General features: G+C 72.8%; 10 protein-coding genes. 3 read left to right on the forward strand and 7 right to left on the reverse strand.

What is annotated here, in order from left to right:
• The first annotated feature begins 96 nt into the window (after nt 1–96).
• Nucleotides 97–1,311, forward strand: coding sequence for an alginate lyase family protein (locus Dfulv_RS10200; protein ID WP_259862450.1), 1,215 nt, complete (start codon nt 97–99; stop codon nt 1,309–1,311).
• Nucleotides 1,312–1,371: 60 nt separating this feature from the next.
• Here Dfulv_RS10200 and Dfulv_RS10205 read toward each other — a convergent pair whose 3' ends face one another.
• The 5 genes from Dfulv_RS10205 to Dfulv_RS10225 all read right to left on the reverse strand — a co-directional run bounded on the left by Dfulv_RS10205 (nt 1,372) and on the right by Dfulv_RS10225 (nt 9,960).
• Complete coding sequence (locus Dfulv_RS10205; RefSeq protein ID WP_319805784.1) at nt 1,372–3,651, reverse strand: DUF3488 and transglutaminase-like domain-containing protein; 2,280 nt, start codon at nt 3,649–3,651, stop codon at nt 1,372–1,374.
• Nucleotides 3,645–4,793, reverse strand: coding sequence for a DUF58 domain-containing protein (locus tag Dfulv_RS10210; RefSeq protein WP_259862451.1), 1,149 nt, complete (start codon nt 4,791–4,793; stop codon nt 3,645–3,647). The genes Dfulv_RS10205 and Dfulv_RS10210 overlap by 7 nt, the downstream gene beginning before the upstream one ends.
• Before the next feature lie 13 nt (nt 4,794–4,806).
• Complete coding sequence (locus tag Dfulv_RS10215; RefSeq protein ID WP_406568011.1) at nt 4,807–5,787, reverse strand: AAA family ATPase; 981 nt, start codon at nt 5,785–5,787, stop codon at nt 4,807–4,809.
• Nucleotides 5,788–5,823: 36 nt separating this feature from the next.
• Nucleotides 5,824–8,412: a fibronectin type III domain-containing protein gene (locus Dfulv_RS10220; RefSeq protein ID WP_259862453.1), complete on the reverse strand. Its 2,589-nt coding sequence runs from the start codon at nt 8,410–8,412 to the stop codon at nt 5,824–5,826.
• Nucleotides 8,413–8,508: 96 nt separating this feature from the next.
• The gene (locus tag Dfulv_RS10225) at nt 8,509–9,960 is read right to left on the reverse strand and encodes a tetratricopeptide repeat protein (protein ID WP_259862454.1); all 1,452 of its coding nucleotides are present in this window, start codon (nt 9,958–9,960) and stop codon (nt 8,509–8,511) included.
• 85 nt (nt 9,961–10,045) lie between these two features.
• Between Dfulv_RS10225 and Dfulv_RS10230 the strand changes: the two genes are divergently transcribed.
• Entirely contained in the window at nt 10,046–10,780 is a 735-nt protein-coding gene (locus tag Dfulv_RS10230) for a TetR/AcrR family transcriptional regulator (protein ID WP_259862455.1), read from the forward strand.
• Here the strand turns inward: Dfulv_RS10230 and Dfulv_RS10235 are convergent.
• Together Dfulv_RS10235 and Dfulv_RS10240 are read right to left on the reverse strand one after the other, a co-directional pair.
• Nucleotides 10,777–11,700, reverse strand: a complete 924-nt coding sequence (locus Dfulv_RS10235) for a helix-turn-helix domain-containing protein (protein WP_259862457.1) — start codon at nt 11,698–11,700, stop codon at nt 10,777–10,779. The two genes, Dfulv_RS10230 and Dfulv_RS10235, sit on opposite strands and share 4 nt — an antisense overlap.
• 55 nt (nt 11,701–11,755) lie before the next feature.
• Nucleotides 11,756–12,217 carry a hemerythrin domain-containing protein gene (locus Dfulv_RS10240; RefSeq protein ID WP_259862458.1) on the reverse strand — a complete coding sequence of 154 codons (462 nt, stop codon included), beginning with the start codon at nt 12,215–12,217 and terminating at the stop codon, nt 11,756–11,758.
• A gap of 123 nt (nt 12,218–12,340) precedes the next feature.
• Between Dfulv_RS10240 and Dfulv_RS10245 the strand changes: the two genes are divergently transcribed.
• Complete coding sequence (locus Dfulv_RS10245) at nt 12,341–12,979, forward strand: aldolase/citrate lyase family protein (protein WP_259862459.1); 639 nt, start codon at nt 12,341–12,343, stop codon at nt 12,977–12,979.
• Nucleotides 12,980–13,253 lie beyond the last annotated feature (274 nt).

A 13,253-nucleotide genomic window follows, 5' to 3' on the forward strand; every position in this document is an offset into this window, starting at 1 on the left:
CTGTTTGTGGCGGCTTGACATCGGACATCATCGATGTTGCCATCGGTTAGGCAACCTTCTTTACAGTTGTCGATCCTTGCCACCCCGAGGAGCACCATGCCCAAGCCCACCCGACGGCGGCTCGCCTTCCTCGGCGCCGCGGGGCTGGCCGTCGCCATCGCGGTCGCCGGCGCCACCTACGCCTCGGCCGCCGACCAGGCCGCCAGGCCGGGCGTCGCCGTCGCCGCCGCCCCGGCCACCTTCGCCCACCCCGGCGTGTTCGTCAGCCGGGCCCAGCTCGACTTCGTCCGGGGCAAGGTCCAGGCGAACGCGCAGCCGTGGAAGGCCGCCTACGACCAGATGATGGGCAGCAAGTATGCCTCCCTGTCGCGGACGCCGAAGCCGCGGGCGATCGTCGAGTGCGGGTCGTACTCCAACCCCAACTACGGTTGCACCGACGAGCGCGAGGACGCGATCGCCGCCTACACGCTGTCGCTGGCCTGGTACGTCACCCGCGACAGCCGATACGCGGAGAAGGCGATCGCCATCATGGACGCCTGGTCCGCGACCATCAAGGATCACACCAACAGCAACGCCCCGCTGCAGACCGGCTGGGCGGGTTCGTCCTGGCCCCGCGCGGCCGAGATCATCAGGTACACCTACAGCTCCTGGCCCAACCAGGGACGCTTCGCGTCCATGCTCCGGACCGTGTACCTGCCGAAGGTGATCAACGGCAGCAGCAGCAACGGCAACTGGGAGCTGTCGATGACGGAGGCGGCGATCGGCATCTCCGTCTTCCTGGAGGACCGCGCGAGCTGGGATACTGCGATGGCGAAGTTCCGGGCCCGCGTCCCCGCCTACCTGTACGTCACCGCCGACGGCTCCTACCCGAAGGGCATCGGCAGCAGGGACACGAAGGCGGAGATCATCGAGTATTGGCAGGGCCAGACCACGTTCGTCGACGGCATCTCGCAAGAGACCTGCCGCGACTTCACGCACACCGGCTACGGCATCTCGGCCATCTCCCACGTCGCCGAGACGACCCGCATCCAGGGCCAGGACATCTACCCCGAGATCGCGGACCGGTTGCGGCACGCGCTCGGCTTCCACAGCAAGTACCAGCTGGGTGAGGCGGCCCCGTCGTGGCTCTGCGGCGGCCGGCTCACGCTCGGGCTGGGCCCGATCACCGAGGTCGGCTACAACGCGCTGCACAACCGCATGGGCATCGCGATGTCGAACACCCAGCGACTCACCGAGCAGTCCCGCCCCGCCGGCTCCAACAACCTGTTCGTCGCCTGGGAGACCCTGACCCACGCGGACAACCCGGCCTGACTTTTCCCACCCGATCGCGGACGTTCCGGGGCCGCCCACCCGGAACGTCCGCGATCACTTTCAGCGTCTGCGGAGCCAGCGCAGCGGGCGGGGGTCGAACGTCCACAGCAGGCGGCGCCACCACGGGCGGCGGGCGCGCAGCTCGTCGACGTAGGCGACCGCCTGCGCCGCCGCCCGCCGCGCCTGCTCCTCGCCCGGGCCGGCGGGCAGGCAGCCCACCGTTTGCGGGCCGGCGAACGCGACCGCGTTGACCAGCTCGGCGAGCTCGTCCACCGGAGGGACCGGCGGGCGCAGGGCGGGGCGGCGGTCCTTGGCGTGCGCCTGCCCCACCGCGGCGGCGCCCGCGTAGTGTGCGACCTCCCGCGCCGTCAGGTGCGGCGGTGCCGGCCGGCCGGCCATCCGCAGGCCCACCAGCACCTCCGACCAGGCGGCGTCGATCCGCGCGGCCGGGGGGCCCTCCTCCAGCCGCCGTCGGCGACGGGTGCGCAGCACCAGCGGTACCGACGCGAAAAACGCCAGCACGAGCACCACCGCGGCGGCGGAGGAGACCACCGCGACGACCGTCATGGTGCCGGACGACTCCGGTGCGGAGGGCGGCGCGGCGGAGGCCGAGCGGGACGGCTGCGGGCTCGCGGAGACCGAGGCGGGCGGCACCGACTGGGGCGGCGGCTGCGACGGCGGGGCCTTGGGCTTGAAGTCGTCCTCGACGGGCCGCTGCACGGAGTCGGACTTCGGCAGCGGGTCGAACGCCACCCAGCCGTAGCCCTGGAACAGCACCTCCGGCCACGCGACCGCGTCGCCGCCGCGGACCGCCCGGTCGCCCTTGCGGGTCTGGAAGCCGACCACCACGCGGGTCGGCAGGCCGGCCAGCCGCGCGAGCACCGCGAACGCGGCCGTGAACTGCTCGGACGTGCCCTTCTGGCCGCCCGCCTGTTTGGGGCCGAACAGGAAGTGTTCGACGTTGGGGTAGGCGTGGCCGCTCGGCGCGTCGTTGACGAGCTTGTAGTGCTCCTCGAGCCACTGCTGGATGGTGAACGCGCGCTGGTACGGGTTGGAGACGCCCTCGCCGAGGTGCGACGAGAGCTGACTGATCGTGTCGGGCACCTTGCCCGGCAGGGCAAGGAAGCGGCCGGCCTCCTCGGCGGGCGGCACCTCGGCGACGAACAGCGCCTGGTCGTCGGGGCGCGGCTCCTGCCGGGAGGTGACCGTGTACGCGAGGCCCTTGTGCAGGCTCTCGGAGTACGCGATCGTGCCGGTCTCGGCGTCGAACGCGACCCGCACCCCGTCGACCCGCTGCGGGGTCGCGACGCCGGGCATGAGCCGGCCGTCGAGCTCGTCGATGGTGATCTCCTGCGTCACCTCGGGACCGCCGGCCTCGCGCCGGCCCAGGACGCGGCCGGCGTTGCGGTAGACCGAGCCGATCCGCCAGGTGACGCCGTCGTAGTCGGTGAGCACCGCGAGCCGGATCACCGGCTCCTGCGAGGCGCCCGGCCCGGGGGTGACGACCGCGTCGAAGAGGTGCTGGTCCTTGTTGAGATTCCAGCCGGAGAGGCGCACGAGCGGGTTCTCGTCGAGCGAGTCCAGCTGCGGCGGGGTGACGAAGTTGCGCGGGTCGACCGGCGTGGAGCTGCCCTGCCCGGCCACGGTCGGCCCGACGAGCTGGGACAGCGCGACGATGATCGCCAGGCCGGCGGCGGCGCCCACGCCGATCCGCAGCCGCAGTGTCCGGCGGTCGGCGGCGGTGAGCACCTCGGTCGTCTCCACCGCGGGCTGCGGGTCGCGGGCGGTGACGATCAGGCCGAGCGCCGCGAACGCGGCGTAGGCGAGCGGCACCCACGTCGTCGCCGCGGCGGCCGTGGTGTCCGGGCCGACGAGGTACAGCGCGCCACCGAACAGCAGCGTCGGCGCGGTGTACGAGAGCAGCACCCGCCCGTGTCGCACGCCGACCTCGGCGGCGGCGAGCCCGGCCAGCCACGTGGCGATCACCGGCAGGACCACGGTGTCGGGCTGCGGCTCGATCGGGATCAACGCGGTGAGCAGCCGCGGGATGCTGTTGCGCAGCGCCTCCCGGGCGACGTCGGGGAAACTGCCCGAAACCTGGCCGGCCTGCGCGGAGACCTTCACCGCGACGAACGTCAGCGCCACCAGGCCGAGCACCGAGGCGGGCGCGGCGGTCCAGGCCGGCAGCCGCCGCACCGCGACGCTGATGAGCACCGACCCGGCCGCGGCGGCGGCCACGAGCAGGGGGAGCAGCGTGCCGTTGTAGATCGGCGCGAGCGCGAGCCCGGCGAGGACCAGCATGCCGATCAGCGCCACCGGGACGAACAGCCGCCTCACCACGACTGCACCCCGTCCCAGGTGGCGGCGAAGTCCACGCCGTCGTGGGCGGTGAGCACCACCAGGCGGTCGAGTGCGGCCGGGGCCTCGTCGACGCCGAACGCGCCGGCGACCACCGTCGCGTACGCCCCGCACAGCGTCCCGACCCGGCCCAGGTCGGCGGCCCCGCCCGGCCCGGTGAGGTAGATCAGGGTGTCGCCGGCGCGCCGGGTGCGCAGCTCGGCGACGGTGGTGTCGAGCCGGTCGTCGTCGTGCAGCTCCGCCTCCGCGAGCACGTCCAGGAAGCCCCGGCTGCCGCGGCCGCCGGCGTGTGCGCCGGACACCAGGCGCAGTGCCACCGGCAGCTCCTCCCGGAACGCGGCCATGACGATCGACGCCGCGCCCTCGCACGCCGACTCGAAGTGCGCCGACTGCCGGTCCCGATCGCGGTCCGGGTAGGCCGCGAGCCGGTCGTCGAGCAGCACCACCAGCCGCGGCAGGCTGGTGTCGAGGTGCTCGCGGACCATCAGCTCGCCGATCCGGGCGGTGGTGCGCCAGTGGACGTGCCGCAACTCGTCGCCGACGACGTATTCCCGCAGCGTGTCGAACGTGATGCTGCCGTGCGGCACCCGGTCGACCCGCCCGTCGAGGGACCGCGCGACGCCGGACGGGACCGCGCTCAGGTGGTGCACCTTCGGGTACACCCACACGGTGCTCACCCCGCCGTAGCCGCGCGACAGCGCCAGCAGCCCCAGTGGGTCGCGCCGCACCACACGCAGCGGCCCGATCGTGACCACCCCGCGCCGGGCCGTCGGCACCGGATAACCGGCGGTGGTCGTCCCACCCGCCTTCAGCCTCAGCAGTGGTACGGGCACCGTCGCCGCCCCGCACCGGTCGTGCGCGATCAGCGTCGCACCGCGCAACCGGCTGCTGTTGCCGACGTGCAGCGTGACGGTGCTCGACTCGCCGCGCATGACCCGGTCCGGCTCGACCTCCCGGGTGACCGTGAGCCGGGGCCGCCACCAGACGTAGCCGCCCGCGAACGCGAGCGCCGCCAGACAGGCCGTGCCGACGACGGCGAGGTGCGGGTAGCCCAGCGGCAACCCGGCGGCGAGGAGTGCCACGGCGGCGGCGCAGAGCCCGGCACCCCGGGCGGTGACACGCATCGGTCCCGGCCGGTCAGACCGCGACCGGTGAGGGCACGGGCACGGCGTCGAGGACCTCACGCACGACGTCGCCCGGGGCGACGCCGCGGACCTGCGCGTCGGGCGAGAGCAGCAGCCGGTGCGAGAACACCGGCTCGGCCAGCGACTTGAGGTCCTCGGGCACGACGTAGCCGCGGCCGTCGATCAGCGCGTAGGCGCACGCCGCCCGGGTCAGCGCGATCACGCCGCGCGGGCTGACCCCGACCCGGATCTGCCGGTGGGTGCGGGTCGCGTTGGCGAGCCGCACGGCGTAGCCGTAGAGCGGGTCGGCGATGTGGACCCGCCGGGCCAACCGGACCAGCTGCGCCACGACCTGCGTGTCGGTGACCGCGTCGAGCGCCTCGGGCGAGCGGGTCACCGCACCGCGCAGCACCTCGATCTCGACGGCCTCACTGGGGTAGCCGACGGCGAGCTTCATGAGGAACCGGTCGAGCTGCGCCTCGGGCAACCGGTAGGTCCCATCCATCTCGATCGGGTTCTGCGTGGCGACCACGAGGAACGGCCGGGGCACGGCGTGCCGCACCCCGTCGACGGTGACGTATCGCTCCTCCATGACCTCCAGCAGCGCCGACTGCGTCTTCGGCGACGCCCGGTTGATCTCGTCGGCGATGACGATGTTGGCGAACACCGGCCCCGGGTGGAACTCGAAGCCCCGTGTCGCCTGGTTGAAGATCGTGACGCCGGTGACGTCGGACGGCAGCAGGTCGGGCGTGAACTGGATCCGCCGCCACTGCCCCTGCACGCTCGCGGCCATCGCCCGGGCGAGCGTGGTCTTGCCGACGCCGGGCACGTCCTCGAGCAGGACGTGCCCCTCGGCCAGCAGCGCGGTCATCGTCAGCCGCACGACCAGCGGCTTGCCGAGCACGACCGACTCGACGTTGCGGGCGAGCCGGCCGACGAGGTCGGCCGCGGCGGCGACCTCCTCGGTGCTCGGCGGTCCGGGGTCGGCGGGCAGGTCAGACGGTGTCACGGGGGTGGTCACGTCGCTCCATCAGCATTGCTTCAACGGCCCGGTGCCGTTCGGGAGATTGAACCAGGCGTACGGGATGTAGTTCTCACCCTGGAACTGGATCTTGATCCAGACGGTGCTGCGCTTTCCGCCGTAGGGCTCGGCGTTGATCGACGTGCCGGTGTTCGTCTGGCAGATCGCCACGTAACTGTCCGGCGCGTAGACGTCGCCGACCGCGGTGCCGTTCTGCGACGGGGTCCGGTAGACCCAGATGCCGCCGTTCGGCGCGCCGCGCCCGCAGTAGCTCGTGACGGTGCAGACGACCGTGCCCCGATAGGTCGGTGTGGTCAGCGATCCGGTGCCGTCGGCGGTCATGCCGGCCGCGTTCGTCACGGTCACCGTGTAGTTGTACGCCGTCGCGGGCCACAACCCGGTCATCGTCAGGGAGCCGGAGCAGGCGCCCTCGGTCGCGCCGGCCCCGGCGACGTCGAGCCGGCACCGTGCCGGGGCGCCGCCGCCGTCGGTGGCGGTGAAACGCACCGTGATGGAGTTGAGCGCGGCGGTGCTGTTGGCCGTGTCGACCGTCATCTTCGGCTGGGCGAGGGTGTCGGCCGCGCCGCTCGCCGGTGCGCCCGGACCCGCCTTGTTGACCGCTCGCAGCTGGACCGTGACGTGCTCGGCGTCCCCGAACCCGCCGAATTCGTGTGTCAGCCCCGTGCCCAGCGTCTGCTTCTGCCCGTTGACGGTCGCCTCGTAGCCGGTGATCGGCGCGCCGTTGTCCTGCGGCGCCCGCCAGGTGGCCACGACCGTGCCTCGTTTGGTCGCCACCGCTTTGACGGTCAGCCCGCCCGGCGCCGTCGGCTTGTTGAACGGCACGACCGACGGGCTCAGCGGCGACTGCGCCGAGCTGGCGCCGATGTCGTTGATCGACGCCACCCGGAACGCGACCTGCGTGCCGTACGTCAACTCGCCCGCCGGCACCGTCAGCGTCGGCTGCCCGCTCTCGAACGTCTTCGACTCGCCGGTCGACACCGACGTCACCACGTATCTGGCGATCTTGTGGCCCTGCCCGTTCGCGGCCGGCCAGGTCACCGTCACCGTGCCGTCGGGGTTGGCGGCGGCCGCCACGCTGACCGGCGGGTCGGGGACCTCCGACGTCGGCACCACGGGGTTGGCGGCGCGCTTCGGCCCGTTGCCCTTCGCGTTGACCGCATAGACGGTGAACTTGTACGTCTGGCCGTTGGTCAGGCCGGTGATGTCGAGCGAACGCTGGCTGGCGCCGACCTCGTGGACCTTGCCGTCGCCCTCCACGACATACTTCGTCACGGCGCTGCCGTTGGCGGGCGCGGCCGTCCACGTCACCCGGGCCTGCGCGTCGCCCGCCGTCGCGGTGACCCGCGGCGGTGCGCCGGGCGGGCCCACCGGCGGCTTGGCCGGCGGTGGCGGCGGTGGGACCGGCGGCGCGTCGCCGCCGACGACGTCGTTGGCGTATTTGTCCACGGTGCGCACCTGGTGCTGCTCGTCGACGACCCGCGCCGTCGAGCCGCCCGGTGCGTTGATGAACATCCGGTCCTCGCGGACCTCCAGCTCGAGCGCCTTGCCACCGGCCTGGATCTTGATCGGGTCGAGCGCCTTGCCCTGTGCGTCGAGCACGTAGACCGTGCCGGACGAGTCGTCGGCGCAGTAGAACCGGCCCGACCACGCCACGCACGGCTGCAGCTGGGGGCTGTCGCCGGGCACCGTGAAGTCGGCGACCTTGTCGCCGTTGACCACGTAGACGTGCCGGTCGTCGACCACGGTCACCGGCACGTCGCCGCCGACCGTGCGCTGCGGCATCGCGCCGTTGCCCGCCATGCGCAGCGGCACCTTCCGCACCGCGTCGCCGCGCAGCGTCGTCAGCGTGGTCGAGGTCTTGTCGAGCACGGCGACGCCCGTGTCCAGGATGGACAGCGTCAGGTCGTGGCTCGGATCGGCGACGCCGACGGTCTTGACGATGCTCGGATCGGCCGAGCCGGCCTGGCCACCGCCCTGCCCGCCCGCGCTCGCGCTCGGCCGCCGCGCCGACGGCTTGACCGCGACCACGGTGCCCTCGGACGGAACCAGCAGCCACAGCCGGCCGCTGTCGTCGAACGCGCCGCCGGAGATCCCCGGCGGGAAGGTCAGCGTCTCGCCGACCGGCAGCAGCGTCGCCGGGTCGAGCTGGCGGACCAGGCCCTGCACCGCGTCGACGATGAACGCGACGTCGTCGTGCACCGCGACGGTCACGCCCAGGCCCGGCGTCGACTGGGTCGTCGCCCCGAGCGTCAGGCTGGACAGGTCGAGGACGCTGATCTTGCCGGTGTTGAGGTCCCGCAGGATCACGAACCGGTCGCTCTGGGACACCTGCATCGTGTGGCCCTGCGCATCGGTGATCTTCGTGCGGGTGTCGACCTTGCCGGTGACCCCGTTGACCCGGGCGACCTCGCCCTTGTCGTTGCTCCACAGCCAGGAGCTCACGTCGAAGCTGGCCACCGCATTGTTGGCGGCACCGGTGCCGAAGAGGGTCAGGCCCAGGACCGCGACCAGGCCAACGATGGTGCTGACCGTCACGAGCCCGCCGCTCTTCCGTGAACGCAGGCGCATCGTCACCATTCGGCCCCCTCCCCGAAACCGGCGCCCATCATATTCCCGTCGATGTGTCGGCACACCCGCCGGGTGCGTTACGTGCATCCGCCGATACGGTGCGTGTCAGGTTCTCTTCGTGCACGTCAGGTCGGACAGTTCGACACTGTTCGTGTCGTAGACCGCGGCGACGGTGAAGCAGTAGTCGAGCTTCGGGTTCAAGCCGTTGATCGTGTACGTGGTGGAGCCCGCCGCGAGCACCTGGAGCTGCCGCAGCGCGCCCTGCTGGCCACCCGCGACGATGAACGGGACACTGCCCTTCGACGGGTCGACCCAGGTCAGGGTGACGGAGGTGCGGTCGTCGCGCAGCTTCAGTGAGCTCGGCGCCTTCGGGTTGCCCGGCGCACCGGCACTCGAGGCGGGCGCCGACTCCGGCGCCGGTGCCTGCGACGTGGCCGGCTGCTGCGGCTGCGCCGAATCGTCCGGCCGGGCCGCCAGGAACGAGACCGCCGCCGCCGTCACGCCGCCGAGGACCGCGACGACGAGGATCGCCAGCAGGGCGACCAGCGGCGATCGCCGCCGCGGCCCGGTGTCGGCCGCGGCGGGCGGCAACGGCGGGGCGACCGGCTCGTTCACCCAGCCGCCGGGCCCCGGCCCCGGGCTGGTCGGCCACGGCGGCCCGGACGCCTGCGCACCGGCCAAGGCCTGCGTTTCCCGCGAGGCCGGCGTTTCCTGCCAGGCCGGGCCTTCCTGCCGGGCCGGCGTTTCCTGCCAGGCCGGTGCTTCCTGCCAGGCCGGTGCTTCCTGCCGGGCCGGCGTTTCCTGCCAGGCCGGGCCTTCCTGCCGGGCCGGCGCTTCTTGCCAGGCCGGTGCTTCCTGCCGGGTCGGCGTTTCCTGCCAGGCCGGCGTTTCTTGCCAGGCCGGCGCGGACACCTCGGTCTCGGACCACGGCGGCGCCGACACCTGCCCGGACGCCTGGTCGGCCCGCTCGAACACGCCGGGCTCGTCCTGTCGCCACGCATCCCGGTCGAACCGACCGGCGTCGTCCACCGCCCGCGCCTGCTGCCCGCCACCCCGTGCCGGCACCGGATCGAACGTCGCCGACGGCGGGACGTGCGGGATCCGGACGGTCGCCCCGGTGCCGGCGTCGTCGTCCAGCCCGAGATACTGCCGCGCCGCCCGCACACCCGGGTGGTCCTCGCCGAGGGCCTGCGGCCCGAACCTGGCCAGCTGCCCGTATCGCCGCTTGGCCTCGTAGACGTTGCCGAGCTCGTCGGCGACGCGGGCCAGTTCGTACGCCAGGCCGAGCATGACCGGGTGCCCGTCGCCGAGCCGATGGTGCCCGGCCGCGAGCCCCTCCTCGAGCACCCGCCGCGCGTCGGCGAGCTCGCCGAGGTCGGCGTGGAACCTGGCGAGCAGGCCGGTCGCCGACAACACGTCGGGGTCGTCGGGGCCGAGGGTCGTGGTCGCCGCGTCGAGCGCCCGGCCGAGCAGCGTGAAGGCACCACGGACGTCGCCCTGCGTCGCGACCGCCCGGGCACCCTGCACGGCGTTGGCGAGCTGGACAGACGATGACACGCCGATACTCTGCCCTGTCCGGCACCCCGGGCGCCACCCCGGCACCGGCCGGACGGCGGTTGCCGCCACGATCGATACTTGTCCGGTGGCAGACGAACCGCTGAGCCCGCTGCCGGGTGCGCGTGAGGGGCGTGATCCCGCGCGGGCGATCAAACGCGGCCCCAGCCGGGTGCCGCCGGAGGAGGTCGCCGCGAACCAGCGCGACCGGCTGTTCGACGCGCTGGTGCACACGGTCGCCCTGAAGGGATACGCGAACGCCACGGTCAGCGACATCTGCCGTGCGGCCGGCGTGACCCGGCCCGCCTTCTACGCGTTGTTCGCCGGCAAGGAAGACGCGTTGATCGCCACCTACCGGCACGGCACCGACCTGCTGCTGACGCTGATGGAGCGCGCCTACCTGGCCGAGCCGGCATGGCGGGACGGCGCCCGCGCCGCGCTGCGGGTGATGCTCCAGGTGCTCGCCGAGCTGCCGGCGTTCGCCACGGTGGCGGTGGTCGAGATCGACGCCGCCGGGCCGCTGGCCCGCGCCGAGCGGGCCCGGCTCCTGCGCCGGTTCGACCGGTTCTTCGCCGAGGCGCCGCGGGCGGCCGACCTGCCGATGCCGGAGGAGCTGGTGGAGACGATCGTGGGCGGGATCTATGCGACGGTGTACCGCTACGTCGCCGCCGGCAGGGTCGAGCAGCTGCCCACGCTGTTGCCGACGCTCTCGTACTTCACACTGGTGCCCTTCGTCGGCCGCGAGGAGGCCGCGCTGGAGCTCGACGACGCGCCGACCGGCAGCGCCGGCGCCAAGGCCGCCGACTGCCGCATCACAGCCTAGGCCGACCGCGGCGTGAGGCGGCCCGGCAGCGCCGAGCGCTGGTGCGGCACCCGCGGCGCGGGGGAGCGGCGCAGTATCGCCCGGAACGCGCCCGGCGACTGGCCGGTCTCGCGGGCGAAGAACCGCCCGAAGTTCGTCGGCTCGTCGAAGCCCAGCCGTCGCCCGACGTCGGCGACCGGCTCGTCGCCCGTCGCGAGCAGCCGCTTTGCCTCCAGCGCCACCCGCTCGTCGACGAGTTGCTTGGCGCTGCGGCCGGTGACCGCCAGGCTGGCGCGGGTGAGTGTGCGCACCGAGCAGCGCAGGGTCTCCGCATAGTCCTCGACCCGCCGGCGCCGGACGTCGCGCTCCAGTTCGGCCCGCAGCAGCCCGACCAGCAGGGCCGCCGACCCGAGCGGCGGAGGCGGTGCGAGCGCCACGATCCGCATGAGCAGCACGGCCATCGAGTGCGCCAGCAGCGCCGCGCCGAGCCGCGTCGCACCGTACCGCACCTGGTCGACGCCGATCTGCGCGATCTCCGCGACGATCGCCTCCTCGTCCTCCCCGGCCGGCTGCCAGCAGGTCGGGGCGAACGGGTCGGCCACCAGCTCGCGCAGCCCTTCGATCTCGCCGACCGAGGGCAGGATGCCGGGTGAGAACGCGAGCATCGTGGCGTCGAAACCGGCCTGGCCGCCGAACTGGTGCACCTGTCCGGGACGGCCCCACAGCAGCGTGCCGGGGCGGCAGGCATACGTCACGAAGTCGAGCGTGTGCGTGCCCTGCCCGGCGCTGACGAGCATGACGACGTGGTCCTCGGTCCGCTGCGGCATCCGGTCGAGCGGCAGGTCGCTGAGCCGCGCGGCAGCGACCGGGCCGCCGGTGAGGAACCGCGACGCGGCGACCGGCGTGCCCGGGGGCCGGAAGGACGGGCCGGAACTGACCATGACCAGCCCGACTGTACCGAAGCCGGGCGAGTCGGCAAGCCCGCCGACGAAGTGGTCAGCGCCGCAGGCCGAGGCCCGCGACCTCGAGTTCCTGGAGCCGGATCTTCTCGAAGGCGGCGCCGAGCTCCTCGAGCCGCGCGGCGGGGACGGCGTCCCGCAGCGCCGGCAGCAGCTCGGTCTCCTCCTCCTCGACGTGGTGCTGCACGGCGGAGATGAACTCGTCGAGCAGGCCCTCGAACTCCGGCGCGTCGGCCGCCATCCGCTGCAGGTCGTGCAGCATCCGCTCGGCCTGGTGGTGCTCGTCGGCGCCGCGGTGGACCTCGTCGCGGACGTTCGGGTCGAGTTCGGCGAGCGCAGGGTACACCTTCTGCTCCTCGGCGTGGCTGTGCGCGGTGAGTCGTGCGGCGCACTCGTCGAGCAGCTGCCGGCGGTCACCGGTGCCGGAGCGAAGTTTCTCGAACAATTGCTCCATGGTCCGGTGGTCGTTCATGATCAGTGTGACGGCGTCGGATGCCATGATCCCTCCCATTGGCCGGATGCCTCACCTAACGGTCCCGCGTACCCGGCGGCCAGAGGGGCCAAACGGGCGAAACGGCCGCGCCGGCGTGCGGAGCGGCGGCTTCCATCCGATGATCGACGCATGAGGTCGTACCTCTTCGTGCCGGGTGACAGTCCGCGGGACACGGCGGCCGACGCTCTTGTCCTCGACCTCACCGCGGCGCCCGGCGGCCGTGCGGCGGCCGGGCGGTGGCTCGACGACCACCGGGCGTGGGTCTGCATCCACGCCGGTGGGGAAGCTGCCGCCGACCTCCGTGCGGTGACGAAGCCGGGCCTCGAGGGTGTCTGCGTGCCGCGCGCCCGGTCGGCCTCCGAGATCGCCGCCCTGGGCACGATCCTGGCCGAGGCGGAGGAAGCGGCCGGGCTGCCGCTGGGGACCATCCCCGTGCTGCCGCGCATCGAGACGGCCGCCGGCGTGCTGGCGGCCGCGGAGATCGCCCGCGCGCCGCGGGTCTCTCGGCTGTACCTCGACGACGAGCTGCTCCGCGCGGAGCTCGGCGTGGTGGCCGGACCGGACGAGGCCGAGGTCCTGTGGGCGCGATCGACGGTCGTGCTCGCCGATGCCGCCGCCGGGATCGCGCAGCCGGTCGGGGGTGTCTGCGCCTATCCGGACCTGCTGCGGGCCTCGACCCGCAACCTGCGCCGCCTGGGTTTCGGTGGCCGGGCATGCACGGACGAACAACAGGTGGCACTGGTGAACGAAGTATTTGCCAACGCATAGACATTGTCGTACGGAAATTTTCCGCAGGACAATCAACTACCGGTCGTATCGTCGGCGATGCATTCTGTGATTGTTTCGTACGGGTAACTTCTGTGTCACGCCAACGTTTCGGCGAGTGCGGTAGGTGCAGTGCAATCCCAGCAGACGCAGCCGTTTGGGTCCGTACGTTTGCCGGAATCTCCACGGAACGGATGAGTGATAAAGAGGCGATCGTCGCTAGACGGCAGACGTCGGTATTGACACCGATGGGCCGACCTGTGATGGTGCACATCGT

The sequence above is a fragment of the Dactylosporangium fulvum genome (assembly GCF_025137375.1).
Taxonomy (GTDB): domain Bacteria; phylum Actinomycetota; class Actinomycetes; order Mycobacteriales; family Micromonosporaceae; genus Dactylosporangium; species Dactylosporangium fulvum.